This is a genomic window from Arthrobacter sp. U41 (genome assembly GCF_007679325.1).
Lineage (GTDB): Bacteria > Actinomycetota > Actinomycetes > Actinomycetales > Micrococcaceae > Arthrobacter.
In genome coordinates this window covers 200,881-226,218 of record NZ_VEGI01000007.1, presented here as the reverse complement: position 1 = coordinate 226,218, position 25,338 = coordinate 200,881, and the positions used below count along the sequence as shown (strand labels likewise).

At 68.6% G+C, this 25,338-nt stretch carries 21 protein-coding genes; 14 read left to right on the top strand and 7 right to left on the bottom strand.

What is annotated here, in order from left to right; all coding sequences use genetic code 11:
• Positions 1-103 precede the first annotated feature (103 nt).
• On the bottom strand, positions 104-670 hold the full coding sequence (locus tag FS787_RS17515) for a hypothetical protein (protein ID WP_144674447.1): 567 nt from the start codon (positions 668-670) through the stop codon (positions 104-106).
• A 224-nt stretch (positions 671-894) separates the two neighbouring features.
• Between FS787_RS17515 and FS787_RS17510 the strand changes: the two genes are divergently transcribed.
• The 3 genes from FS787_RS17510 to FS787_RS17500 are packed head-to-tail and all read left to right on the top strand — an operon-like array spanning position 895 to position 4,615.
• Positions 895-1,287, top strand: coding sequence for a YbjQ family protein (locus FS787_RS17510; protein ID WP_144674445.1), 393 nt, complete (start codon positions 895-897; stop codon positions 1,285-1,287).
• 27 nt (positions 1,288-1,314) lie between these two features.
• Positions 1,315-2,070, top strand: coding sequence for a TetR/AcrR family transcriptional regulator (locus tag FS787_RS17505; protein WP_186329234.1), 756 nt, complete (start codon positions 1,315-1,317; stop codon positions 2,068-2,070).
• A gap of 1 nt (position 2,071) precedes the next feature.
• Complete coding sequence (locus tag FS787_RS17500) at positions 2,072-4,615, top strand: MMPL family transporter (RefSeq protein WP_144674443.1); 2,544 nt, start codon at positions 2,072-2,074, stop codon at positions 4,613-4,615.
• Positions 4,616-4,741: 126 nt separating this feature from the next.
• Here FS787_RS17500 and FS787_RS17495 read toward each other — a convergent pair whose 3' ends face one another.
• Positions 4,742-6,223: an HNH endonuclease signature motif containing protein gene (locus tag FS787_RS17495; RefSeq protein WP_144674520.1), complete on the bottom strand. Its 1,482-nt coding sequence runs from the start codon at positions 6,221-6,223 to the stop codon at positions 4,742-4,744.
• Between the two features lie 563 nt (positions 6,224-6,786).
• On the opposite strand from FS787_RS17495, the gene FS787_RS17490 reads away from it, so the two are divergent.
• From FS787_RS17490 to FS787_RS17480, 3 genes are all read left to right on the top strand, one after another.
• Positions 6,787-7,464, top strand: coding sequence for a nucleoside triphosphate pyrophosphatase (locus FS787_RS17490; RefSeq protein WP_144674441.1), 678 nt, complete (start codon positions 6,787-6,789; stop codon positions 7,462-7,464).
• Between the two features lie 157 nt (positions 7,465-7,621).
• Positions 7,622-9,442, top strand: coding sequence for a biotin carboxylase N-terminal domain-containing protein (locus FS787_RS17485; protein WP_144674518.1), 1,821 nt, complete (start codon positions 7,622-7,624; stop codon positions 9,440-9,442).
• 81 nt (positions 9,443-9,523) lie between these two features.
• Positions 9,524-10,255 (top strand): glutamine amidotransferase, encoded by a 732-nt coding sequence (locus tag FS787_RS17480; protein ID WP_144674439.1) that lies wholly within the window; start codon positions 9,524-9,526, stop codon positions 10,253-10,255.
• Between the two features lie 276 nt (positions 10,256-10,531).
• On the opposite strand, the gene FS787_RS17475 is transcribed toward FS787_RS17480, so the two are convergent.
• Positions 10,532-11,944, bottom strand: a complete 1,413-nt coding sequence (locus FS787_RS17475) for an MFS transporter (protein WP_144674437.1) — start codon at positions 11,942-11,944, stop codon at positions 10,532-10,534.
• Between the two features lie 335 nt (positions 11,945-12,279).
• Here FS787_RS17475 and FS787_RS17470 point away from each other — a divergent pair, with 335 nt between their 5' ends.
• From FS787_RS17470 to FS787_RS17460, 3 genes are read left to right on the top strand one after another with little or no spacing between them, the layout of a single operon-like run.
• Positions 12,280-13,668, top strand: coding sequence for an MFS transporter (locus FS787_RS17470; RefSeq protein WP_260982631.1), 1,389 nt, complete (start codon positions 12,280-12,282; stop codon positions 13,666-13,668).
• Position 13,669: 1 nt separating this feature from the next.
• Positions 13,670-15,937: a molybdopterin oxidoreductase family protein gene (locus tag FS787_RS17465; protein WP_144674433.1), complete on the top strand. Its 2,268-nt coding sequence runs from the start codon at positions 13,670-13,672 to the stop codon at positions 15,935-15,937.
• Positions 15,934-17,490, top strand: a complete 1,557-nt coding sequence (locus FS787_RS17460; protein ID WP_144674431.1) for an FAD-dependent oxidoreductase — start codon at positions 15,934-15,936, stop codon at positions 17,488-17,490. Before FS787_RS17465 ends, FS787_RS17460 begins: the two co-directional genes overlap by 4 nt.
• An 85-nt stretch (positions 17,491-17,575) precedes the next feature.
• Here the strand turns inward: FS787_RS17460 and FS787_RS17455 are convergent, their stop codons facing one another.
• Entirely contained in the window at positions 17,576-18,631 is a 1,056-nt protein-coding gene (locus FS787_RS17455) for a DNA polymerase IV (protein WP_144674516.1), read from the bottom strand.
• A 152-nt stretch (positions 18,632-18,783) separates the two neighbouring features.
• Between FS787_RS17455 and FS787_RS17450 the strand changes: the two genes are divergently transcribed.
• From FS787_RS17450 to FS787_RS17440, 3 genes are all read left to right on the top strand, one after another.
• Positions 18,784-18,978 (top strand): DNA-binding protein, encoded by a 195-nt coding sequence (locus tag FS787_RS17450; RefSeq protein ID WP_144674429.1) that lies wholly within the window; start codon positions 18,784-18,786, stop codon positions 18,976-18,978.
• 92 nt (positions 18,979-19,070) lie between these two features.
• Positions 19,071-19,703, top strand: coding sequence for a hypothetical protein (locus FS787_RS17445; protein ID WP_144674427.1), 633 nt, complete (start codon positions 19,071-19,073; stop codon positions 19,701-19,703).
• A gap of 66 nt (positions 19,704-19,769) precedes the next feature.
• Positions 19,770-20,474 carry a hypothetical protein gene (locus FS787_RS17440; RefSeq protein ID WP_144674425.1) on the top strand — a complete coding sequence of 235 codons (705 nt, stop codon included), beginning with the start codon at positions 19,770-19,772 and terminating at the stop codon, positions 20,472-20,474.
• Between the two features lie 34 nt (positions 20,475-20,508).
• On the opposite strand, the gene FS787_RS17435 is transcribed toward FS787_RS17440, so the two are convergent.
• Entirely contained in the window at positions 20,509-21,054 is a 546-nt protein-coding gene (locus FS787_RS17435) for a flavodoxin domain-containing protein (protein WP_144674423.1), read from the bottom strand.
• A 266-nt stretch (positions 21,055-21,320) separates the two neighbouring features.
• On the opposite strand from FS787_RS17435, the gene FS787_RS17430 reads away from it, so the two are divergent.
• Positions 21,321-22,166: a right-handed parallel beta-helix repeat-containing protein gene (locus FS787_RS17430; protein WP_144674421.1), complete on the top strand. Its 846-nt coding sequence runs from the start codon at positions 21,321-21,323 to the stop codon at positions 22,164-22,166.
• A 93-nt stretch (positions 22,167-22,259) separates the two neighbouring features.
• Here the strand turns inward: FS787_RS17430 and FS787_RS17425 are convergent, their stop codons facing one another.
• Positions 22,260-23,675: an NAD(P)H-quinone dehydrogenase gene (locus tag FS787_RS17425; RefSeq protein WP_144674419.1), complete on the bottom strand. Its 1,416-nt coding sequence runs from the start codon at positions 23,673-23,675 to the stop codon at positions 22,260-22,262.
• A 164-nt stretch (positions 23,676-23,839) separates the two neighbouring features.
• Between FS787_RS17425 and FS787_RS17420 the strand changes: the two genes are divergently transcribed.
• On the top strand, positions 23,840-24,658 hold the full coding sequence (locus FS787_RS17420) for a purine-nucleoside phosphorylase (RefSeq protein WP_144674417.1): 819 nt from the start codon (positions 23,840-23,842) through the stop codon (positions 24,656-24,658).
• An 86-nt stretch (positions 24,659-24,744) separates the two neighbouring features.
• Here the strand turns inward: FS787_RS17420 and FS787_RS17415 are convergent, their stop codons facing one another.
• The gene (locus FS787_RS17415) at positions 24,745-25,221 is read right to left on the bottom strand and encodes an Rrf2 family transcriptional regulator (protein ID WP_260982626.1); all 477 of its coding nucleotides are present in this window, start codon (positions 25,219-25,221) and stop codon (positions 24,745-24,747) included.
• Between the last annotated feature and the right edge of the window lie 117 nt (positions 25,222-25,338).

The following is a 25,338-nucleotide window of genomic DNA, read 5'->3' as shown; positions in this document are numbered from 1 at the left end:
CAGAAGAAGTCCCCGGGAAGCTCCCGGGGACTTCTTCTGTTAGGAAGCGCCGTTGAGACGGGTCGCCTGCCAGCCGGGGGCCCGGACGGCGGCCCGATAGGTCCTAGTGTCCGCCGCCCCCAATGACCCCCTTCTCCACGGCCTTGTTGACGGCGTCAGCCTCGGCCTGGGTCAGGGTGCCGTCGGTGACAGCCTTGTCCAGCTTGGTCTTCAACGCCGCGGCGCGGTCAGCCTGGGCGGCGGTCCGCAGTTCCTCCAGCGCCGCGGTGACCTTGGATTCCTCAATTCCCAGCGACTCCGCCAGCGACTTGGCGAGGGCCGCGTCCCGCGCTGCGCGGTCCGGCTTGGTGCCCTCGGCGGGCGGTGTGGTGGGCTTGTTGGCTTCGCGGAAGGCCTGCAGCGCCTCTGTCACTTTGGCCTCCTCCACGCCAAGTTTGGCGGCCAGTTCGGCAGCTTGGGCGCCGCCGCGGTCCCCGCCCCTGCCGTGGCCATGGCCATGGCCGCGCATTCCGTCGGCGCCGGAGGTTCCGGGCGCCGCCTCTGCCGAGGCGCTGGGGGTCGGCGTCGGAGTGGTGGTGGCGGCGGAAGCCATCCCGGTGACTCCAAGCCCGGCGCCGAGGGCCAAGGCCCCGGCCGAAATGGCGAGCGTCATTCTATTGGTGCTTGACATGTGCTGTCTCCTGGTTCGGCCGTGCTGCCACGGCTCGTAGCGGTGATTGTCTCGTTCAAGACGTGATTCCAGTCTGCGCGGGCCGCTTCAGCGGGAGCTGTTCGGAAGCTTTCATGTTCCTGTGAAGGTTCCGGAGCCTCCCGTGCACCTGGTTCGGAAGACTTTCCCCGGCTTATTCGCCGGTTTACGGCTCCGGACGGCCCCGGACTGGGTACGCTCGGGTCATGCTGATCGTGACCTCCGATGACATCCCCGGCCACAGGATCGACGCCGTGTTCGGCGAAGTGATGGGTTTGACCGTCCGCGCCCGCGATATCGGGGGCCAGGTCATGGCGGGCTTCCGCTCGATCGGCGGCGGGGAACTGCCCGAAATGACCCGCATGCTCTATGAAAGCCGGCAGGAGGTCATGGCCCGGATGGTCAAAGAGGCGGAGCAGCGCGGGGCCAACGCCATCGTGGCCATGCGCTTCGACAATTCGCAGCTGGGAACCACCTGGACCGAGGTCTGCGCGTACGGCACGGCCGTCTTCGCCATCCCCCTCCCGGAAGGAGAGCCGGGCGCCACCGGGCAGTCCGTTTTCCTGACGACGCCCGACGCCGATAAAAAGTTGCCCTGAGTGCAAACATGCACGTAGTGTAATTGCGTGTCCGCATCCCCGTCTCCCAGCACAACCGCGCCGCCGGCATCCCCCGCGCCCGCTGAACCACCGTCAGTACTGTCGCGCCGTGAGCTGAACAAAGCGGCCACCCGCCAGGCCATCACCGACGCCGCCTTGGCGCTGCTCCGGTCCAACGGCCCCGGGAACTTCACGGTGGAGGACATTGCCGACGCCGCCGGCATCTCCCGCCGCACCTTCTTCAACTACTTCGGCAGCACCGAAGCGGCCATCGCCGCCGTCACTTTCGGCTTCCTGGACAAGGCACTCCAGCAATTCCGGCTGCGTCCCGCCGGAGAACCGTTTATGGAATCGGCCCGCGCCGCCCTCGTGGAGCTCGCAGACCCCATGACAGTGGCTCCGCTGGCCGAGCTGTACAGCCTGGGCCAGGCCAATCCGCAACTCAGCCGGTCCGAGCTGGAAGCCTGGGACCACTGCACCGTGCAGATCATCAGCGCGGCCCGCGAGCGTACCCGCGGGGCTGCCGGCGTCGAGCTCGATGAGCTGTACCTCCGAGCCCTGGCCGGTTCCGTGATCTCGTGCGGCAAAGCCGCCATGGACGTCTGGTTCTCCCGGTGCGGCGGATCCCTCACGCCGGAGTCCCTGTCCAGCCTGCGCCAACTCCTGATCGATTCCATGACCCTGCTGGGCTCCGGGTTCGCCCGCCCTGACACCACTCCGGCAGCAGCCACGCCGGCTGCGACCCCGGCCGACACCTCCGCCCCTTCCCCAGATCGGCACTGACATGGCCCTATTGCTCTACCGTCTCGGCAAGTTCTCTTACCGCCACCGCTGGTTGGTCATCTCCCTGTGGCTCGCAGTGATGGTGGCGGTGGGCGGCGCGGCCGCCGCCTTCCACGGCACCCTGTCCAACAACTTCCAGATCCCGGGAACCGAAACCCAGCAGATGGCGGACAAGCTCAAGACTGAGCTTCCCTCCTCTTCAGGCGGCTCCGCCAGCGTTGTTTTCGAAGCCAACGGCGACGAGTTCAGCCAGGCGGGCAAGGAAGCCGTCACCGCGGCGCTGACCAAGCTCAAAACCCTGCCCGACGTTCAGGGCACGGTGGACCCGTTCGCCACCCAGGCGCAGCTGGACAAGGCCGCCGCCGACCTCGCGGCCGGTAAAGAGCAGTCCGCCGCCGGCAAGGCACAGCTGGAGAAATCGGCCGCCGAACTCGCAGCCGGCAAAGCCCAGCTGGCGGCTGCCGAACAGCAGATGACCGCCGCCGGTATGCCCCCCGCTGCGATCGAGCAGCAGCTTGGCCAGCAGAAGGCGGCCCTCGCCGAAGGACAGGCAAAGCTCGACGCCGGCACCAGGGAACTGGAGGCCGGCGAAGCACAGCTGGCGCTCGGCGCGCGGCAGCTGGAGGCCTCCCAGGGTCTCCGCTTCGTCTCCGAGGACGGAAAGGCCGCGATCGCGCAGGTCCAGTTCAAGACCTCGATCAACGGCCTCAGCCCCGAGGTCCGCCAGGAGGTCCAGGACATCGTCGGCGAGGTTTCCGCCGCTGACGTGACAGCCCTGCCCAGCAAGGAAATCAGCGAGGACATCTCCGAGCTCTTCGGCGCCGCCGAAATCATCGGCATCGCGGTGGCAGCTTTGGTGCTGATCATTATGCTCGGCACTCTGATCGCCGCCGGCCTTCCGCTGCTGATGGCACTGGTCGGCGTCGCCGTGGGGGTGGGCGCCACGTTCGCCCTGAGCGGCGCCGTGGACATGAGCTCCATCTCCCCCATGCTGGCGCTGATGCTCGGCCTGGCCGTCGGAATCGACTATTCCCTGTTTATCGTCAACCGGCACCGCGGCCAGCTGCTCTCCGGGATGGACCACGAGGAGTCAGTGGCGCTGGCCACCGGCACCTCCGGAAATGCCGTGCTCTTCGCCGGCCTGACCGTCATCATCGCCCTCGCGGCCCTGGTCGTTCCGGGCCTTCCGTTCCTTGCCGTCATGGGCCTGTCCGCCGCCGGAACGGTGGCAGTGGCCGTCGTCGTCGCCCTGACCCTGACCCCGGCCGTCCTCTCCCTTGTGGGCCGGAAGCTGATCTCCAAGCGGGCGTGGGCCAAGGCCGAAAAGCACAATGCCGCTCCCGGCCACGAAACCGAGGACCGGGCCAGGGATGAATACCGCAGCAGCCACGGCTGGGGCGGCATTGTCACCAAGCACCCGTGGCTGGCGCTGCTGGCCGGTGTTGTACTGCTGGGAGTTGTGGCGTTGCCCGCCAGCCAGCTGCGGCTCGCCCTGCCGGACGCCAGCTCCGAGCCGGTCGCCTCGCCGGCGTTCCAGGCCTACGACGTCACGAAGCGCAGCTTCGGCGAGGGCATGACCGGCCCGATCATCGTGGTGGGCGACTTCCCCGCGGGACTGACCGACGCCGAAGCCCAGGCCAAGCAGTTCGACGTCGCGGACATCCTCCGCGAGACGGAGAACGTCGCCGCCGCCGTGCCACTGGCGCTGAGCGAGGACCGCCGCACCGCGGTGTTCCAGGTCATTCCCAACGAGGGGCCGGCCAGCGCCAGCACGGTCCAGGTGGTCTCCGAGCTGCGCGCCGAAAAGGACCAGATCAAGGACACCACCGGCGTCAGCATCGGCCTCACGGGACAGACCGCCGGCAACGTCGACGTGTCCACCAAGCTCGGCGATGCACTGCCGCCGTACCTGGCCATCGTGGTGGGGCTCTCGCTGATCCTGCTGCTGCTCGTGTTCCGCTCCATCTGGGTGCCTCTCCTGGCCACCGGCGGATTCCTGCTCTCGCTCGCCGCCGCGTTCGGCGCCGTCGTCGCGGTCTACCAGTGGGGCTGGCTGGGGGGCATCTTCGGCGTCGAGAACCCGGGCGCCGTGCTGAGCTTCCTGCCGATCATCCTGATCGGTGTGCTGTTCGGCCTGGCCATGGACTACCAGGTGTTCATCGCCTCCGGCATGCGCGAGTCCTACATGCACGGCGAATCGGCCAAGCATGCAGTCCGCTCGGGCTTCAGCCACGCCGCGGCCGTGGTCACGGCGGCCGCGATCATCATGGTCAGCGTGTTCTCGGGCTTCATCTTCTCGCACCTGAACATGGTCCGCCCGCTCGGCTTTGCCATGGCCTTCGGTGTGCTGATTGATGCCTTCGTGGTCCGGATGACGATCGTCCCGGCCGTGATGTATCTGCTGGGCGAAAAGGCCTGGTGGCTGCCGCGCTGGCTGGACCGCATCCTCCCGGACGTCGATGTGGAAGGCGCCAAGCTGCGCAAACCTGCAACCTCGACGGCGGACATCGGCGAGCCTGAGCCCGAGGAAGTCGCCGCGCGCTGACCGGCACGGCGGGCCCGAAGGACCCGCCGCCGCGACGCCCCCACTCCAGCCGCCCGACGATCGTTTGGATCGGCGGGCGGCTGCGTTGTGTGCTCAATGGGTCGCACGTGACGGTCGTGCCGCAACTCAGGCCGCCAGCGAAATCGCGGACTGTGCCCGCCTGGCTGTCTTCAGGCGGTGTCGGAGTTTGCGGCGGTGGTGGTTGGGGTCGGCGGCTGGTCCGGCAATTCCCAGCGGTGGTGGCCCGGTCAGTTGGGTGCCGGGCAGTTGGGTGCCGGGTAGTTGGGTGCCGGTCAGTTGGGTGCCGGGCAGTGGGGGTGCGGTGGAGTGGTAGGTGTGGCCGGTGGGGGTTTGGACTTCGATGCTGTGTCTGGGGCCTGGCCGGGGTGAGACGGTCCAGCCGGTGGTTTCTTTGGTGTGGTTGCAGGCTTCGCAGAGTCCGGTGCCGTTGGCCTGGGTGGTGGGTCCGCCGCGGTGCCAGGGGATGATGTGGTCGAAGTGGCGGATCGGGGCGTCGCAGTACGGGGTGCGGCAGGTGTCGTCGCGGGCTTGGATGTAGCGGCGGAGTCCGGGCGGGAAGAGCCGGGCGCGGGAGTCCAGGGCGGTGAGTTCGCCGGTGCCGGGAGCGGTGTAGAGCCGGCGGAGCCAGACATTGAAGGCTTTATCCTTGTCCCTTGCCGTGCCCGTGCCCGCTGTTCCCGCACCGCCCTCGGTTCCCGTGCCGTGTTCTGGTTTTTGGCGTGCGCGGGCGGCTTGTCCTCCATAGGTGAGGAGGTTCCGGGCCCAGGTGGCGGGGACGATGCCGTAGCCGGGGAGCCGGGCGGGTTCGCTGTCGCCCTGGAGGAGGGTGCGGTCGGTCATGACGAGCTGGATTTCGATGCCGGTGATCCCGCCGGGGGTGCCGGTGATGCGTTCGACCAGGGCGTCGGCTTTGAGCTGCCCGCGGGTGCGGGGGTCCCCGTTGTTGCGGGCGCTGTCGGCGTGCCGGGTCAGGGCGGCGTGCACGGCGACGCCGGCGGAGACGGGGAGCAGGGCGGTGACGTAGCACATGGTGTCCGGGGCCGGGCGGAGGGTCACGGTCCGGTCGGTGGCGGCGTGGGCGGCCCGCTGCGTGACGGTGCGCGGGTCCCGGCGGTACGCGGCGGCCCGCGCCGCGGCAATGATTTGCCGGTCTCCGGCGCCGTCGAACGTCCCGGTGTCGGCGGCGAGCTCTTCGTCGACGGCGGTGCGGTCCTCCGCGGACAGGCAGGCGGTTTCTTTCACGAACTGGGTGGCGCGCCATTCGTTGAGCTGCCCGGCCTCCAGCGCGGCGAGGGCGTGGGGCATTTCGGTGACGAGGGCCTTGGCCAGGCCAAGGAGCCGGCCGCCCTTGGCGGGAGATTCGCGCCGGGCCAAGGCGATCTGCGCGCCGACCCCGGCCCCGAGCTCGGCCGCGGGCATGCCGGCGTCGGCCTGTTCACGGCGCTGGAGCAGGTCGAACGCGACGGTCAGCCGGGCCTGACGGGCAGCCAGAGCGGACTTCTCATCTTCCAGGCCCCGGATCTCAGCAATCAACGATGCCCCGTCCAGCTCAGCACCGTTCAGGCTGGTCTCATCCAGTTCCCGCATCTCCGGCTGAGCCCCATCCAACTCCGGCACCACGCTGCGCCGCGCTGCGGCCGCCTCTTCATCTGCCACACCCTTACCGCAACGACAGTCGCAATTACCCCCGGCTGCTGCCGGTGCTGCCATGGCTGTCTCCGTGCCGTTCATGGTTCAAGTCTCCCGGAGAGCTATGACATTATTGATGGCCAGCCGCAGCCGGTCAGCTGCCTTGGCGGCCATGGGCGAGGTCCCTATGCCTGAGGTGCATGTCGGCGCACGGCGAAGAATCACCGCCACTTCCAACCGGGTCGTGACATCATCCATCGCTGCACTGAGCTCGTCCAGCCGCCGGATAGCTTCAAGCAACTCTGCTGCGCAGCCCGTGGGCTCGGGCATTTGATCAAGCGCGGCACCGCACCGCGCGATCAGGCCACGGAACGCGTCTCCCTCGTCCTGGGCTGGCCCCTTGCTTGGCCCATGACCTGGCCCCCGGTTTAGCCTCTGGTTCCTTTCCATGAACCAACTCTCCCAGCGACCTCTGACAAAAATGCACGGCAGCATTCAGCCCCGGGAACTAGGCTGGAGCGGTGACCCGCCTCATTCTTGCCTCCCAGTCCCCCGCCCGCACCAAGCTGCTCACCGACGCCGGCATCCGGCACGAGATTCTCGTCTCCGATGTTGATGAGGACGCCGTCCAGGCCCGCTACGGTGTCACGGATCCGCACGACACCGCTCTGCTGCTGGCCCGGGCCAAGGCCGAGGCCGTCGCCTCCCTGCCCGAAGCCGACGGCGCGCTGGTGATCGGCTGCGATTCGGTGTTCGAGTTCGACGGCGAGGCGCACGGCAAACCGTACACGGCCGACGTCGCCCGGGAGCGGATGCTCCGGATGAGCGGCAGCAAGGGCGTGCTGCACACGGGCCACTGGCTTGTCGACTGCCGCGACACCGAAGAGTCCGGGGACTCCGGGGCGGCCGGGTCCGGCGCAACCCTCGGACACGTCACCTCCGCCGAGGTTTACTTTATGGAGATGGCCCCGGAGGAAATCGACGCCTACATCGCCACGGGCGAGCCGCTGCAGTGCGCCGGCTCCTTCACGATTGACGGCTACGGCGGGGCCTTCATCCGCAAGGTCGACGGCGACCCGCACGCCGTCGTCGGGCTGTCCATTTCCACCCTCCGCGGGCTGCTGGGCCAGGCGCAGGTGGGCATCACTGAACTGTGGACCACCGGCGCCGCAGATCCCGCGCTGCTCCGGGCTGAGTGAGCTAATTCGCAGGCCTTTGTAGCAACCCTACAAAGGCTGGGCGCTTTACGCGCGGAATCCGCAAGTAATATCGGCGGAACCCACAAAACCGCGCTAGGCTCCCTGAAGGAAAGAAGGAGACGCCTTGTCAGCAAATTCGGAGCAGTCCGCAAATCCCGTGCAGCGATCAGCCAACGAAGGCACCGCCGCAGTAACCCATCCGCTGAGCAAGGTGCTGATCGCCAACCGCGGTGAAATCGCCGTTCGCATCATCCGCGCCGCTCGCGATGAAGGCATCGCCTCCGTGGCGGTCTACGCGGATCCGGACCGCGACGCCGTGCACGTCAAGCTTGCCGACGAGGCCTACGCGCTGGGCGGCAACACCGCCGCCGAGTCCTACCTTGTGATGGACAAGCTGATCGAGGTGGCCCACCGCTCCGGCGCCGACGCAATCCACCCCGGTTACGGTTTCCTGGCCGAGAACGCAGAGTTCGCCGCAAAGGTCATCGACGCCGGCATCACCTGGATCGGGCCCTCCCCCGCCGCGATCTCCGCCCTGGGCGACAAAGTCCAGGCCCGCCACATCGCCGAAAAAGTCGGCGCCCCGCAGGTTCCCGGCACGGCCGACCCGGTGGAGTCGGCTGAGGAAATCCTCGAATTCGTCGACAAGTTCGGCCTGCCGGTCGCCATCAAGGCGGCCTTCGGCGGCGGCGGACGCGGCATCAAGGTGGCACGCACCCGCGAGGAAATCCCCGAACTGTTCGAATCCGCCGTCCGTGAGGCCGTCGCCGCCTTCGGACGCGGCGAGTGCTTCATCGAGCGCTTCCTGGACGCCCCGCGGCACGTCGAAACCCAGTGCCTCGCCGACGCCCACGGCAACGTGGTGGTGGTCTCCACCCGCGACTGCTCGCTGCAGCGGCGCAACCAGAAGCTCGTCGAAGAGGCCCCGGCCCCGTTCCTCACCGAGGAGCAGAACCGCCGGCTCTACGAATCCTCCAAGGCCATCCTCAAGGAAGCCGGCTACCTCGGTGCCGGCACCTGCGAATTCCTTGTCGGCCAGGACGGCACCATCTCCTTCCTCGAGGTCAACACCCGCCTCCAGGTGGAGCACTGCGTGTCCGAGGAAGTCACCGGAATCGACCTTGTCCGCGAACAGTTCCGGCTGGCCCGCGGCGAGGAACTCGGCTACGGCGACCCCGAGGTCCGCGGCCACTCGATCGAGTTCCGCATCACCGGCGAGGATCCGGGCCGCAACTTCATGCCCGCCCCCGGCACCATCACGCGGCTGTCCAACCCCACCGGCCCCGGTGTGCGGATCGACTCCGGCGTGGAACAGGGCGACGTCATCAGCGGCAACTTCGACTCCATGCTCTCCAAGCTGATCGTCACCGGCGCCACCCGCGCCCAGGCCCTGCAGCGGTCCCGCCGCGCTCTTGAGGAGATGGTGGTGGAGGGCATCCCCACCGTCATTCCGTTCGACCTCGCAGTCGTCAGCAACCCCGACTTCGCTCCCGCCGAGGGTCCGTTCAAGGTCCACACCCGCTGGATCGAGACGGCCTTCGTCAACGACATCCCCGCCTGGACCCCCACCGGAACGGACGCGGAAACGCCCGACGCCGGCGAACGCCAGCGCGTCGTCGTCGAGGTCGGCGGCAAGCGCCTGGAGGTTGTCCTCCCGGCGTCGCTGGGCACCGGCGGGGGCTCAGCCAGCGCCAAGCCGGCCAAGACGAAGAAGCGTGCCCGCAGCGGCGGCGCCGTCGCGGCTGCCAGCGGCAACGCGCTGACCTCCCCCATGCAGGGCACCATCGTGAAGGTGGCCGTCGGCGAGGGTGACCTCGTTGCCGAAGGCGACCTTGTGGTTGTGCTCGAGGCCATGAAGATGGAGCAGCCGCTCACCGCGCACCGCACCGGAATCGTGATCGGGCTGACCGCCGCCGCCGGCGAGACGGTCTCCGCCGGCGCCGTCATCGCGCTGATCGAGGACGCTGCCGCCGAGTAACTGCACCGGAGGTCGGGACACGCAGGCGGGACGCGGGCGCGCCTCTGGCGCCCGCGCGTCCCGCCCGTGCAGACTTGGTCTGTGAAACCATTCCTGCTCCTCGCCTCCCGGGCCGAGGACGCCGCCGCCGAGAACGAGTACGAGGCCTACCTGCGCTACTGCGGACTCGAGCCCTCGCAGCTGCGGCGCATCCGGATGGAAGCGGGACCGCTGCCGGACCTGGACCTCTCCGACTACTCGGGCGTGATTGTGGGCGGCAGCCCGTTCACCTCCAGCGACCCCGCCCGGCACAAAAGCGATGTCCAGCACCGGGTGGAGCGTGAGCTTGCCGCCCTCCTGGACGGGATCGTGGCCCGGGACTTCCCGTTCCTGGGCGCCTGCTACGGGGTGGGCACGCTCGGCCGGCACCAGGGGGCCGTGATCGACCGGACCTACGGCGAGGGCCTCGGCGGTGTAACCATCAAACTGACCGACGAAGGTCTGGTGGATCCGCTACTGCGCGGGCTGCCAGAGACCTTCACGGCCTTCACCGGCCACAAGGAAGCCTGCACGCTCCTGCCCCCGCATGCGGTGCTCCTGGCGAGTTCCGCCGCGTGCCCCGTGCACATGTTCCGGATCAAAACCAACCTGTACGCCACCCAGTTCCACCCGGAGCTGGATGCCGAAGGGCTGATCACCAGGATCGACATCTACCGCCATGCCGGCTACTTCCCGCCCGAATCGGCCGAAATGCTGATGGAGGACGCCCGCGGGTTCTCCGCCACGGAACCGATGAAGATCCTCCGGAACTTCGTGGAGCGCTACGCGGGCTAGCCCGGACATACCCGGCCCCGCCGCCCCGGCTCCCCGGCGCGCCCCGCCGCCCCGGCTCCCCGGCGCGCCCCGCCGCCCCGGCTCCCCGGCTCCCCGGCGCGCCCCGCCGCCCCGGCTCCCCGGCCCGCCGTCGCCCCTCCGCCGGCCGACGTTCCTGCCCGGTTGCTTTCCGGCACGCGTCCGCCGACACGGAAATGCCCGGCGTGTTCAGCGAACACACCGGGCATTTCGGTTAGCAACCGGGCGGGAGCGTCAGCCCCGGGCCGGGAACCTGCGTCAGGCTACGTTGTTGGTGTAGTCCAGGTCGCGGGTTTCCTTGCTCACGAACAGGGCGATCAGCGTCAGCACCGCCATGGAGGCGAGGTAAACACCGACCAGCATGGGGCTGCCCTTCGCCATTTCCCAGAGCCAGACGGCGATGAACGGGGCCACGGCCGCGCCCAGGATGCTGGAGAAGTTGTAGCTGATCGCGGAGCCGGTGTACCGGACGTTGGTCGGGAACAGCTCCGGCAGCAGCGCACCCATGGGCCCGAAGGTCAGCCCCATGAGGGAGAAGCCGAGGATCAGCAGTGCCATCGTGCCGACGAACCCCGCGCTGAACAGCGGGACGAACAGCAGGCCGAAGGCGAAGATGCCGAAAGTCACGGCGATCAGCATCTTGCGGCGTCCGTACTTTTCGGCCAGCGGCCCGGAGACCAGGGTGAAGATGCCGAAGAACACAACGCCGGCAATCAGCATCCAGAGGAAGTCGTTGCGGGAGTAGCCCAGACCCGGGACAAACGCGGCCGCGGCGGCCTCGGTCATCGGCTTGCCGGCCTTCTCCGCTGCGGCCTTGGCGGCATCCAGGCTGGAGGCGCGGGTGCCGTAGGTCAGCGTGAAGGTGGTCATCAGGTAGAACAGCACGTACGTGGCGAGCATGATGAACGTGCCCAGGATCAGCTGGCGCCAGCTGGTCTTGAAGACCCGGGCCAGCGGCAGCTTGGCGACCTCGTTGGATTCGATGACCTTGGTGAAGGCCGGGGTCTCGATCAGCTTGAGCCGGACGTAGAGGCCGATGATGACCATGACGGCGCTGAGCAGGAACGGCACACGCCAGCCCCATGCCATAAATGCCGCCGGCGACAGCGCATAGCTGAACACCAGGAAGATCACGTTGGCAATGATGAAGCCGATCGGCGCACCCAGCTGCGGGAACGTGCCGTAGATGGCGCGCTTGTTGGCCGGGGCGTTCTCCGTGGCCAGCAGGGCCGCGCCGCTCCATTCGCCGCCAAGGGCCAGGCCCTGGGCAAAGCGCATCACGACCAGCAGCGCCGGGGCCCAGAATTCCCAGCCCGGGACGAGCGCCGTCGGGAGGCAGCCGATAAGGAAGGTGGCGATGCCCATGGTCAGCAGCGACGCCACCAGGGTGCCCTTGCGGCCGAACTTGTCACCGAAGTGACCGAAAACGATGGATCCGAGCGGACGGGCGATGAACGCGACACCGAACACTGCGAACGAGCTCAGCAGCTGGGTGGTTTCATTCTGCCCGGGGAAGAACAGCCGGGGGAAAACGAGCACAGCGGCGGTGGCGTAAACGTAGAAGTCGTAGAACTCAACGGTAGTGCCGACCAGGCTGGCGACGATGACGCGGCCGCGCGAGTTCACCTGTTTGGCGGACCCATGCTCCGTGGTTGTAGCAGTGGATGACATGTAGTAGCGCTTTCATGAAGACCGGACTGGTGCTGCTTGAAGCCGCCCGGGTGAGGATACGTATGCTTACATATTAGTTCCGGGCGTCCAGTCAATGGACAAATGTTCCACTATTTGGACATAGAGCGTTGTCTCACGTGGTGGTCATCACACTATGCCCCGCTTCCGGGCCTCACCCCGTCACAAACGCGCCGATAGGCAAACGTCACAGCACGTTAACAAACAGCGACGGTCCCGGAAACGCGGCCTCCCTAACTTGGAAGGACAACACCCCCAAGGAGGTCCCCGTGACTGCTGAACGCACCGCAGCTGCCCCAACCGGCGTTTCCCCCGGTATTTCCCCTTCCATTTCTGCTGGCACCACCCTCGGCGGCCCCGCCCTTGAATTCCGCCCCGGCCGCTGGATTGCCAACTGGGACGCGGAAAACAAGGAACAGTGGGAGACCCAGGGCCGCTCCATTGCCCGGCGCAACCTGAACTGGTCCATCTTCGCCGAGTTCCTGGGCTTCGTGGTCTGGCAGCTGTGGTCAATCGTGGTGGTCCAGCTCCCTGCGGCCGGCTTTACCTTCACCACCTCGGAAATCTTCTGGCTGATCTCCATGCCCAGCCTGGTGGGCGCCACCCTCCGGATCCCCTACACCTTTATGGTCCCCCGCTTCGGTGGCCGCAACTGGACAATCGTTTCGGCCCTGCTGCTGCTCATCCCGTCGATCGGGCTGGCCCTGTGCGTCTCCAACCCCGGGACCCCGTTCGGCGTCATGCTGTTCGTAGCGGCCCTGGCAGGCTTCGGCGGCGGCAACTTCGCCAGCTCCATGGCCAACATCACCTTCTTCTACCCCGCCCGCGAGAAGGGCTGGGCGCTGGGACTGAACGCCGCCGGCGGAAACCTCGGTGCCGCCGTCGCACAGCTTGCCGTCCCGATTGCCATCACGCTCCTCGCCGCCGGAACCGTGAACCTGCCGATGGCCGGCTGGATGTGGGTCCCCCTCATCCTGGTCGCCGCCTTCGGCGCCTGGAAGTACATGGACAACCTCACCAGCGCCAAGGGCGACGTCGCCGGCTCGCTCGCCGCGCTCAAGGAACCGCACCTGTGGATCATGGCGCTGCTGTATATCGGCACCTTCGGCTCGTTCATCGGCTTCGCCGGTGTGTTCCCCAAGCTCATCAAGGACTACTTCCCGGCGTTCTCCTCCATCGAAGTCGGCACCGTGGCGCTGTCCCTCGCCTTCCTCGGCCCGCTGGTCGGCTCGCTGGCCCGCCCCTACGGCGGACGCATGGCGGACCGCATGGGCGGCGCCCGGATGACCGTCGCAGCCTTCGCCGCGATGGCCGTCATCACCCTGACCATGGTCTGGACCCTGCCGCTGAAGGACTTCTGGCTCTTCCTGGGCCTGTTCCTGCTGCTCTTCACGGCCAGCGGCTTCGGAAACGGGGCCACGTACCGGATGATCCCCATCATTTTCGCCACCTCCAGCCGGGCCGCAAAGTCAGGCGCCAGCACCGTCACCACCCAGCGCCTGGCCTCCTCGGCCCTCGGCCTGATCTCGGCCATCGGCGCGTACGGCGGGTTTGTCATCCCGCAGGTCCTCAACGCCTCCAACAGCGCCAGCGGCTCCTACACCCCGGCGTTCTACGGCTTCGTCGGCGCGTACGTGGTGATGCTGGCCGTCTGCTGGTTCTGCTACATCCGCAACGCCAACCGAAACGCGATGGGACACGTCTAACATGACCAACGGCGCCGCCACGCACTGCCCCTACTGCGCCCTGCAGTGCGCCATGACGCTGAGCACCCCGGCGGCCCCGGCCGCAAAAGGAGTGACCCCGGCTTCACAGCCGGGGTCAGACCCCGTGCGGGAGCAGCGGGCCGCACCCCTCCTCGACATGGCCGGACGCGACTTCCCCACCAACCGCGGCGGCCTGTGCCGCAAGGGCTGGACCTCGGCGTCGCTGCTGAACCACCCCGGCCGCGTCACCGAACCGCTGCTCCGGGGCGCCGACGGCGTCCACCGCCCGATCGGCTGGGATGAGGCCCTGGACCGCATCACGGCCGCGGTGAAGGCAACCCGTGCCCGGTACGGAGCGGACGCCGTCGGAGTCTTCGGCGGCGGCGGGCTGACCAACGAGAAGGCGTACCAGCTGGGCAAGTTCGCCCGGCTGGCGCTTGGCACGTCACGGATCGACTACAACGGCCGGTTCTGCATGTCCTCCGCCGCCGCGGCCGGGATGCGCGCGTTCGGCCTGGACCGCGGCCTGCCCTTCCCGCTGGAGGACCTCGATTCCGCCAGCACCATCCTGATGCTCGGCTCCAACGTCGCCGAGACCATGCCGCCCTTCGTCCAGCACCTGCAGGGCGCCCGCGACGCCGGGGGCCTGATTGTGGTGGACCCCCGCCGCTCCGCCACCGCCGCGTTCACCTCCGACGGCGGCGGCCTGCACCTGCAGCCGCTGCCCGGCACCGACCTCGCCCTGCTGCTGGGTCTCGCCCACGTGGTGATCCACGAGGGCCTCGCCGACGCCGGCTACATCGCTGCCCGCACGGCAGGTTACGACGCCCTGGTCCGCAGCGTGGCCTCCTACTGGCCCGAGCGCGTACAGTCCCTCACCGGCGTCCCGGCGGGGCTGATCCGCGACACCGCCCGCCGGCTGGCCGACGGCTCCCGCCGGGGCGGCAGCTACATTCTCACGGGCCGCGGCGTGGAACAGCACGTCGACGGCACGGACACCGCCACCGCCGCCATCAACCTCGCCCTGCTGCTGGGCCTCCCCGGCGCCGCACGCAGCGGCTACGGCACGCTCACCGGCCAGGGCAACGGCCAGGGCGGCCGCGAACACGGCCAGAAAGCAGACCAGCTCCCCGGCTACCGCAAGATCACCGACCCCGCCGCCCGCGCCCACATGGCCGCCGTGTGGGGCGTCCCTGAAGCGCTCATCCCCGGCCCGGGCCTGCCCGCCGTACAGCTGCTGAAGTCCCTGGGACAGCCCGACGGCGTCCGCTGCCTCTTCGTGCACGGCGCCAACGTGGCGGTTTCCGCGCCGGACGCCAACGCCGTGATCGCCGGCCTGCGGAACCTGGACTTCCTGGTGGTCTGCGACTTCTTCCTCTCCGAGACCGCCGCCGAGGCCGACCTCATCCTGCCGGTCACCCAGTGGGCCGAGGAGGAAGGCACCCTGACCAACCTCGAGGGCCGCGTCCTCCGCCGCCGCCGGGCCCTCGCTCCCCCGCCCGGGGTGCGCAGCGAGTTGTGGATCATGACCCGGCTGGCCGAAGCCCTGGACGCCCCCTCCACCTTCAGCGAGGACCCGGAGACCGTGTTCGAGGAGCTCCGCCTGGCGTCCCAAGGCGGCCTGGCCGACTACTCCGGGATCGACTACGCCATGCTGGACCGGGGCGAAGCGGCCTACTGGCCCTACCCCGCCGGCAGCACCGGGACTCCGCGGCTGTTCCTGGACTCCTTCGCCCACGCGGACGGGCGGGCCGTATTCACTCCGGTGACACCCCGCCGTCGTATGTCCTCTTCGGCGTCCGGCACCGCGTCCGCGGACCGGACCGGCGCTGGACGTGTTGGAGCGGACGGCCTCGGAGCGGACGGCGCCGGAACGGCAATGACGCTGGTCACCGGGCGCCTCATGGAGCACTACCAGTCCGGGGCGCAGACCCGCCGGGTGGCCGCGCTGGCCGCGGCCCAGCCGGAAGCGAGGCTGCAGATCCACCCGGCGGCCGCCGCCGCCCAAGGCATCGCCGACGGCGACGTCGTCTCGATTTCCAACGGGCGCGGCGAGGTCTCCTGCCGCGCCGAACTGAGCACGGACATCCGGCCCGAAACGGTGTTCCTGCCGTTCCACTTCCCGGAACTCCAGAGCGCCAACCGCCTCACGGAAGCAGCCACGGATCCCATTTCCGGGATGCCGGAGTTCAAGTTCAGCCAGGTCTGGGTCAAGCCCGGCGCCGCCACTCTCCGCGCCGGTGAACTGCAGAAGGAAGGTGCGTCATGACAGAGCGCATTGTTGTTGTGGGCTTCGGTCCGGTGGCCGCGCGGCTGGTCGACGAGCTGCTGCCGGCGGTCCGCAACGGACTCGCCCGCCTGACGGTCATCGGCGAGGAGGCCGAGGCCGCGTACAACCGTGTCCTCGTGGCGGACCTCGGGGTCGGCCGGACCACGGCGTCGGCCCTGGCCTTGTCCGACGCCGCCGCCCTGATCGCCGACGGCGTCGACGTCCGGCTGGGCGTCCGTGTCCGCCGCGTGGACCGCGCCCGGCAGCAGCTGATCCTCAGCGACGGCACCTCCCCCGGGTACGACCGGCTGGTCTTCGCCACCGGCTCCCGCCCGGTGATCCCCAACCTCACCGGGCTCAACCCCGACCCGGCGGCGCCGGTGCTGCCGGCCGGCGTGACTGCGCTCCGGGACCTGCGCGACGCCGCGGTGCTGCAGACCGCGGTGGCCGGCGGCAAGCGCGTGGTGGTCCTCGGCGGCGGCGTGCTGGGCCTGGAGACGGCCCTCGCCGCCGCCGAGGAAGGCGCCACGGTGACCGTGGTGCACAACGGCCCGCACCCGCTGGGCCGCAACATCGACCGCGGCGGCGGCGCGGTGCTTGCCGCGTCCCTGCGGAACTGCGGTGTCCGGGTGGCCGGCAACGCCCGCTCCACCGGCGTCGAACACAAAGCGCCCGACGGCGGTTTCTCGGCGCTGCTGCTCGATGACGGGTCCGCCATTGACGGCGACCTGCTGGTGCTCTCCTGCGGCGTCCGGCCGAGGACCGAACTCGCGGAAGGCTGCGGGCTCTCGACGGCCGCCGGAATCCTGGTGGACCACAAGCTCCGGGCGCACCACGAACCGCACATCTTCGCGATCGGCGACTGCGCGGAAGTGCGCTGCCCCGACCCGGACTGCGTCGAATGCCGCACCGCGCGCGGTCCGTCCGGGCTGGTGGGCCCGGGCTGGCGGCAGGCCGAATGGCTCGCCGAATACCTCACGCTGCTGGCCGCCGGATCTCCGGAGGCTGAGCTGCTGCCGGCACTGCCGGCGGAACTGCCGGGCGTTATTGTGCTCAAGGCCCGCGGCATGAACATGGCCGTGGCCGGGGATGTTGCCGCGGAGCCGTGGGACGAGGAGGTGCTGTCTGCGGGGGCCGCGGACGGCCGCCCGCGGCTGCAGATCGCCCAGTGGGCCGATCCCGAGCACGGCCGCTACGTGAAGATGACCACCCGCGCCGGGGTGCTCGAAGGCCTGGTGGCCGTGGGCATGCCCCGCTCGGCGGCCGAGCTGGTGCAGCTGTTCGAGCGCGGCGCGGAGCTCCCGGCGGACCGGTCGCTGCTGCTGCGATTGGACGGCCCGGACCAGGCGGCGGCGTCCGGCGCGGCCGACCCCGGGCGCACGGTGTGCCGGTGCGCCGGGGTGAGCGGGACCGCCATTGCGTCCGCCGTTTCCGGTGGCTGCGGGACGGTGGCCGAGGTTTCCGGAGCCACCCGTGCCGGGACGGGGTGCGGCGGCTGCCATGACGACATCAAGGGGATCATCGAAAAACACTTTCAGGGGGCCGCAGCCTGACACCGGCCCGGCGCTGGCATCAGCCCCGGTAACCTCTACCCCAGTCTCCCCCTGCGCCGAATCCCGCAGCCCACCGTGGAAGCCGTCACCACCTGCCGCGGGTCGGCGTATGTCCCTTGCGCGCGTCGTCGGGCATGGCCATTTCGGCCCGCAGGCCCAGGAGCCGGATCGGACGGCCCGCTTCGATTCCGGCTGCGAGGTCCAGGGCCCGCGCGAGGATTTCGTTCCGGTCGAAGGTCTCGGGAATCTTCCTCGCGTGGGTTTTGGTGAAGAACGGCGCGTACCGCACCTTGAGGGTCAGCCCAATCACGGGCCGTCCTTCGGCCACAACATCCTCAAGGACACGCGCGGTCAGATCCCTCACGGCGTCGTCCACCTGGGCGGGCTCGGTCAGGTCGCGCTGGAAGGTGGTCTCCCGGCTGTGACCGCGGGCAACCCACGGGGTGTCGTCCACAACGCTGGAGCCGTCACCGCGCCCCAGCTCCGCGTACCAGGGACCCATCCTGGGGCCGAACTCCGGGACCAGGTCCTGGGGGTCGGCCGCGGCGAGCTCGGCGACGGTGTTGATGCCGAGTGTGGCCAGCCGGCCCGACACCTTGGTTCCGACGCCCCACAGGTCCTTGGTGGGCAGACTGCCCATAACGTCGAGCCAGTTCCCGGAGGTGAGCCGGAAGACGCCGGCCGGCTTGCCGAAACCGGTGGCCACCTTGGCCCGGACCAGGGTGTCACCGATGCCCACGCTGCAATGCAGCTGCGTCCGCTCCAGGACAGCGGCCTGCACCTGCCGGGCGTAGGCTTCCGGATTCTCTGTTTCAATACCCACAAATGCTTCATCCCAACCCAGCACCTGCACGGTGGCGCCGGGCTGCGCGCGCAGGGTAGCCATCACCGTCTCCGACGCCGCGAGGTAAGCCTCGTGGTCGACGGGCAGGATCACAGCGTCGGGCACCTTCCGGGCCGCAATGCGTAGGGGCATCCCGGAACCCACGCCGAACGCTCTGGCTTCGTAGGATGCGGTGGACACCACGGCCCGTTCCGTGGGGTCACCCCTGCCGCCGACAATGATCGGTTTGCCCGCAAGCTCCGGCCGCCGGAGCACTTCGACAGCCGCGATGAACTGGTCGAGATCGACGTGCAGCACCCACCGGATTCCGCTCACGGCACCAGTCTGCCCTAAACATCCCCGGCAGGCACCGGCTCCCCACCGCTTGGCCGGGGTAACGCCTCTCGCAGCCGCAGTGTGCCGAAACCGCCACACTGGTTCTCAGTGCAAAGTCGGCCTATGGTCGACGCATGACAACCCCGCTGGACGCCCTCCCCAAGATCGGAGCGCCCGCCACGCGTGCCCTGAACGGTGCCGGCTATGTATCGCTAAGCGAGCTTGCCGGCGTCCCGCGGTCCGAGCTGGCCGGGTTGCATGGCGTGGGGCCCAAAGCACTGCGGATCCTGGAGCAGGCGCTTGCGGAACACGGACTCGCGCTGAAGTAACGGGCCCTTCTCCCCTTGCCAGTCCCTCTGCCCCGGCGTGTACTGAACCCGTGCATGGAAACTAGGTTCGGTTCATCCGCAGGAGGTATCCCATGAACGTCCCGGTCATTCTGGCTGTCGGCGCGATCGCCGTGGTCGCCGTCGTAATGTTTATGACGCGTGAGAAGGAGCCCCAGCAGCGGGCCGCGGCGCTGCAACGAACGGGGGCGGCCGTTATGGCCGTGTTCACGGTCCTCGCGTCCATCTTCATTGCCGGCTACGCCCTGCAGGATCCGGGCGGAAATGCCGGGCTGCTGATGACTCTCGTGTGGGTTGTGCCGATGCTCGTCCTCGCCGTCGCGGCCTGGTTCTGGCCGGCGCCCACCGCTCCCCTGCTGCTAGCCCTCGCTTCAGCGTTCATCGCCGCATGCGTGTGGCTGGCCTTCGATCCGGCGGCCCTGCGCGAGTTCCTCAGCGAAAACGGACCCGTCATCGCCGTCAGCGTCGTCGCCCTGGCGTTCCCGGCCGCCGTGCTCGGCCTGCAGCGCGCGGCCCTGGGCGGCTGGCTGCTCGTGGCCCTGGGTGTTTTGCCGCTGCTCATCACGGTCATCGGAAGGTTGGGCGGGGTTTCATCGCTCGCCGCGGCAAGCGTGGTTCCGCTGATTGCGGGGATCAGCTACCTTGTCTCCGCCCGGATGGCGAGCGGCAGCACGTCGCCGGGGAACCAGCGGGCGGCAGCTGCGTAGGAACGGCCGGACATCAGCGCGTCACAGGAATCGGGCCACGCGCCCATGGCGGGTAGCATCGGGGCCATGAGCGCCGACGACGACGACATCACCGAAGAGCTATTGGCTGACGCCGCGAAGCTGACCGGGCTGAGCCTGGAACTGCTGGGCCTCGACCCGCACCCGGATGACATGACTCCGGAGCAGCGGCTCCAGTTCGAGCCGGAGGACCTGGACGAAATGGCCGCCGTTTCGCCGGAAGACCGTCAACAAGCCGTGAGCCAGACCCGGCTGCTGGCAGGGCTCCTGTGGAACTCGTCAAGCATCCTGATCGACCAGCTCTTCCGCGATCTGGGAACGCTGAGCAGTCTCGACGGGGTCACCCCGTCAGACATCGCCGGGACCTCGGTGCTGTCCTCGCTGCCGCCCCAGTTCGCCGCCAGCTACGACGCAAAATTCACCCAGAAGTTCATCGTCGTCGCCGCCGACGTCACGGCGGCCTTGGTCCGGGGCTGGACCGCGCCGGGGTGCCTCGCCGGTGAACTCGCCGTCCGTTGCCTGCTCGATCAGGCGGAGATCACCGAGGATATCTACGAACTCGACCTCCCGGACGACTGGCGGGAGCAGGTCGAGGAAGTCCTGCTGGAGGACGCGGACAGCCAGGCACTGTACTCGGACAACCTCGACGTTCTGGAGGACGACGCCGACGTGTTGGGTGTCGAGCACTGGTTCGAGCCCGTCAGCGCCGGGGATACGGTTCCGCCGTACGCCTGGTCTGAGCCGACACCCTGAGCCTGAGCCGACGCCCTCCGCGCGGTCCGACGCCTCAAGCCGGACCCGACGGGGCCGCCAGGCGCGCCAGGAAGTCCTCGGTGAAACGCTGGACGCCGTCCCATTCGGTGTAGACGTAGTCACGGGAGGTGTCCGTGTCCAGGGAGCCCTTGTCGCCGGCGATCTTCTTCATAACGTGCTTTTTGATGAACCCGTAGTGGGTGTAGAGCAGGGCACCGGCGAACAGCCCGACGTGCGCCGGCCGCCAGCCCGTTTCCTCTTCGAACTTCTCCACGTAGCCCTCGGCCTCGGCCTCGTCCCCATGGGCGGCCAGGCTGACCGACACCAAAGCCGACTGGAGCCGTTCGAGCTCTCCGCGGTTCTTCTTCACAAAGTCCGTGACGTGGCCTTCGTGTTTGCCCATGTGCACGGACGCCGCGACGATGACGCCGTCGTAGCCGTCCGGGAGGGTGTCGCCGGAGCCCTTGAGATCCACCGCGTCAGCGAGGTGGCCGTGGGCCCGGATCAGTTCGGCAATGTACTCCGCGATCTGGGCAGTCTGTCCTTCGACGGTCCCGTACGGGATATAGATGTTGGCCATGGTTCATGGTGTCCGGACCGGCCGCCGAAGGGCTAGGGCCGAACGTCCCCGGGCCCCGTGACGCCGCCGGTGGGGCAAGACCAAGTAGTGGGCGGGGGGAAAACGAGTAGTCGGCAGCACAGCGGCACGCCGTTCGATGTTTTATGGTTGCCTGACGTCCTGTCGCTCCGGTCCTTGTGGATCCGCGCGGCAGGGACGCGGGGCCGAGAGCGGCTTCCGCCCATTCCAAGTTCTGGGGGACACTTTTGAAAAAGCCATTCCTTGCTGTGCTTCTTGCTGCCGGCTTCGCGGGCGCCGGCATCGCTGCGCCTGCGGCCTCCGCCGCGGCACTCCATTCCGTGTGCGCCGAGGGGTGCAGCTTCACGTCCCTTCAATCAGCAGTGGACGCGTCCCAGCCCGGGGATACCATCAGGGTAGAGGGCGACCTGGCGGTCTCCGGCACCACCACCGTGAACAAGGCCGTCACGGTCACCGGCACCTCCGGAGCCGCCCTGACGCAGACCTCGAACGCCATCACCATCCTGATGGCCGCAGCCGGGTCCAGCCTGACCGGCCTGACGATCACGAGCGACGTGCCCTACGCAAGGGAATTCGTCCAGGTGGGCGCTGCAGACGTCACCATCTCCGGCAACACCATCCACGGCCCCGCCCAGGCATTGCCGATGAGCGGCTGGACCGGAAACCGGGCCGTTGTCACCCAGGGCAACATCACTAACCTGACACTGAGCGGGAACACCTTCCACTCGCTGCGCAGCGGGGCATATCTGAACCCGAACGGCAGCGGCCTCATCGAGGGCAACACGGTCTACAACACCAAGGGCGATTTCCTGATCGATAACGCCAACTTCACCTTCACCGGCAACCAGCGCGGCGATGCCTCGAAGCCGAGCGAGTGGGGTTTTGTGGTCTTCGCCAACACCAGCGCAGACCGCTACCCGTCCATGACTGCCCTGAGTTCGGCGAACAACGGCATGTCGGCCTGGGACCAGCGGACCGGTGAGAAAGCGGTGGCGCCCTTGACGGCCGGCGACTGCAAGGACGCCGGGTGGAAGACATTCAGCCCAGCCTTCAGCAACCAGGGCCAGTGCGTGAAGTCCACGAAAACCCAGTAGGCGGAGTACCCGGAGCCTGCGGTATACGTGCGCTGGAGGCAGATCAGGGCGATTGCCTCACGGTGATTCGCCCTGATCTGCCCGCGCTGCAGGCTACATGTGGACGTGCAGGCGCCGGGCCGCTTCGGAGATGGAGCCGCTCAGCGAGGGGTACACCGTAAAGGTGCTGGCGACGTCGTCGACGTGCAGTTTCTGGGTGACCGCGAGGGAGATCGCGAAGATCAGCTCGGACGCGTTCGGTCCCACCACAACGCCGCCGATCACGGTGCCGGAACCCTTGCGGGCGAAGATCTTGATGAAGCCGTCCCGGTGGTTGCGCATTTTGGCGCGGGCGTTGCTGCGCAGCGAGAGCTTCACGACGTCGGCCTGGTACTTGCCGGACTCGATCTCCGCCTCGGAAACGCCCACGTTGGCGATCTCGGGCGAGGTGAAGATGTTGGACGCTACCTGGTGCAGCTTCAGCGGGGTGACGCTGTCGCCCAGGAAGTGGGCGATCGCGATCCGGCCCTGCATGGCGGCCACGGAGGCAAGCGCCAGCACGCCGGTGCAGTCGCCGGCGGCGTATATGTTGGGGGCGGTGGTGCGGGAGACGCCGTCGACCTTGATGTGCCCGCTCTCGGTGAGCGCCACACCGGCCTCCTCGAGGCCGATCCCGGCGGTGTTGGGGATGGACCCGACGGCGACCAGGCAGTGGCTGCCGGTGACCTGGGAGCCGTCGCCCAGGGTGACGATGACGCCGTCGCCGGTGCGCTCCACGGTCTCGGCCCGGGCCCGGGAAAGGACCTTGACGCCGCGGCGTTCGAAGACGCCCTCCAGGACCTCGGCGGCGTCGGTATCGGAACCGGGCAGCACGCGGTCGCGGCTGGAAATCAGGGTGACCTTGGAACCAAGGCCGTTGTAGGCGGAGGCGAACTCGGCGCCGGTCACGCCGGAGCCGACCACAATCAGGTCCTCGGGGAGTTCGTCCAGGTTGTAGATCTGCGCCCAGTTCAGGATCCGCTCGCCGTCCGGGCGGGCGGTGGGCAGCTCACGCGGGTGGGCGCCGACGGCCAGCAGGATCGCGTCCGCCTCGATGATCTCGGTGCCGTCGACCGTGAGGACCTCGATGGTGTGGTTGTCCAGCATCCTGCCGGAGCCGATCATGATCCGGACGTCCTGGTTCTCCAGGCCCTTCTGGATGTCGTTGGACTGCTGACGGGCCAGCCGCAGCAGCCGGTCGTTGATGTGCTTGAGGTCCGCGCGCATCGTCGGGGTGCAGTCGCCGCCGTCGAGATCGAACTTGACGCCGAGCTCACCGGCCTCGCCGACGCGGGTCATCAGGTCCGCCGTCGCAATCAGCGTCTTGGACGGCACGACGTCGGTCAGCACCGCCGAGCCGCCGAGGCCCGCGCGTTCGATGATGGTGACCTTCGCGCCGGCGGAGGCGGCGACCATGGCGGCTTCGTAGCCGCCGGGCCCTCCGCCGAGGATTGCGATGCGGGGCGAGCTGAAATCGGGATGCGTAGTCACAATCAGCCATTGTCCACCATCCGGACCGGCACCACCAAGAATCCGGGGCAAGCCCGGCACGGGCGCCGCGGCGGGAGGGCGCCGCGCACCGCGGTGAGAGGGCGCCGGACGCGGGGCCCGGCAGGGTGCTGGGCAGCACGCCGCGGGCAGGATAACTTGTACCGGTGAGTACAACAGAATTCCTGAACACAGACCCCTTCGACGCCGCCCGCGCCGCCGCCGACTACATTGCCGAAGAGACGGGCGTAGACGCACACGACGTCGCCCTGGTGCTCGGCTCGGGCTGGGGCGACGCCGCCGAACTCATCGGCGAGACCACCGCCACCCTCTCCGCGGATGAAGTCCCCGGCTTCTCCTCCCCCTCGGTGGTGGGCCACGTCGGCACCATCCGCTCCGTGCTGACCAAGGAGGGCAAACGCGCCCTGGTCCTTGGCGCGCGCACCCACTACTACGAGGGCAAGGGAGTCCGCGCCGTTGTCCATGGTGTGCGCACCGCCGCGGCCGCCGGCTGCAAGACCCTGGTCCTGACCAACGGGTGCGGAGGCCTCAACGAGAACTGGACACCCGGCACGCCCGTGCTGATCAGCGACCACCTCAACCTCACCGCCACCTCACCGCTCGAAGGCGCCACGTTTGTGGACCTTACCGACCTGTACTCCCCGCGCATCCGCGGGTTGGCCCGCGAAGTCGACCCCTCGCTGGATGAGGGTGTCTACGCCCAGTTCACCGGCCCGCACTACGAAACCCCCGCCGAGGTGCAGTACGCCAAGCGGATCGGCGCGGACCTGGTGGGCATGTCCACCGCGCTTGAGGCCATCGCCGGCCGCCACGCGGGCATGGAGGTCTTCGGCATCTCGCTGGTGACCAACCTCGCCGCCGGCATCAGCCCCGTACCGCTGAGCCACGAGGAAGTCCTCGAGGCCGGCCAGGCTGCAGGCCCGCGCATCTCCCGCCTGCTCGCGGACATCATCGCAAAGCTCTAAAGGCCAGGCTCTGGTGGCCTGGCGCCGGTGTCCTGGCGCTAAGGACCCGGCTCTAAGCGCCAGGCTCTGACGGCCTGGCTCCGGGCTCAGGTCCCGGGCACCAGGTAGCGCACTGCCTTCTCCTTGTCCTCCGGGAAGCGCCGTTCCATCGAGTCCGCGATCCCGGCAATGGTCTGCCGGGCCAGTGCCTGCCGCCAGGCGAGCTCGGCCTGGCGCATGGCTTGGGAGATCAGGCAGGTGCGGACGAAGTTCTGCTCCGTGTCGGCGTCGGGGACGCCGGCCAGGATGCCATCGCAGCGGAACACCGGGTCCGGGCCCTCCAGGGCCAGCACAATGTCCAGGACGGTGACGCTTTCCGGCCTGCGCGCCAGGTGGAACCCTCCGCGCGGGCCGGAGACGGAGTCGAGGATCCCTGCGCGGACCAGCGCCTGGAGCTGTTTGTTGAGGTAGGGGCCCGGAAGCTTGTAGTACTCCGCCAGCCGGGCGCTGTTGACTGCCTCGCCGGCCGGTGTCCACGCCATATTGACGCAGCTGTGCACCGCCCATTCCACTCCACGGCCCATCTTCATATTCCAGACGTTACGTGTCCGGAAAATTGGCTGTCAAGGGCCACCGGTTAGGGCATCCGTGATCGATCTGTAAGGCGCACTCTCGCTTGTCGAGGAAGGCATCCACGCCGT

Coding starts and splice junctions, on each gene's coding strand:
- FS787_RS17415 (WP_260982626.1), bottom strand. CDS start 25,221: ATGGGCCGTGGAGTGGAATGGGCGGTGCACAGCTGCGTCAATATGGCG.
- FS787_RS17435 (WP_144674423.1), bottom strand. CDS start 21,054: ATGGCCAACATCTATATCCCGTACGGGACCGTCGAAGGACAGACTGCC.
- FS787_RS17445 (WP_144674427.1), top strand. CDS start 19,071: ATGAACGTCCCGGTCATTCTGGCTGTCGGCGCGATCGCCGTGGTCGCC.
- FS787_RS17465 (WP_144674433.1), top strand. CDS start 13,670: ATGACCAACGGCGCCGCCACGCACTGCCCCTACTGCGCCCTGCAGTGC.
- FS787_RS17500 (WP_144674443.1), top strand. CDS start 2,072: ATGGCCCTATTGCTCTACCGTCTCGGCAAGTTCTCTTACCGCCACCGC.
- FS787_RS17495 (WP_144674520.1), bottom strand. CDS start 6,223: ATGCGGGAACTGGATGAGACCAGCCTGAACGGTGCTGAGCTGGACGGG.
- FS787_RS17515 (WP_144674447.1), bottom strand. CDS start 670: ATGTCAAGCACCAATAGAATGACGCTCGCCATTTCGGCCGGGGCCTTG.
- FS787_RS17450 (WP_144674429.1), top strand. CDS start 18,784: ATGACAACCCCGCTGGACGCCCTCCCCAAGATCGGAGCGCCCGCCACG.
- FS787_RS17510 (WP_144674445.1), top strand. CDS start 895: ATGCTGATCGTGACCTCCGATGACATCCCCGGCCACAGGATCGACGCC.
- FS787_RS17440 (WP_144674425.1), top strand. CDS start 19,770: ATGAGCGCCGACGACGACGACATCACCGAAGAGCTATTGGCTGACGCC.
- FS787_RS17460 (WP_144674431.1), top strand. CDS start 15,934: ATGACAGAGCGCATTGTTGTTGTGGGCTTCGGTCCGGTGGCCGCGCGG.
- FS787_RS17475 (WP_144674437.1), bottom strand. CDS start 11,944: ATGTCATCCACTGCTACAACCACGGAGCATGGGTCCGCCAAACAGGTG.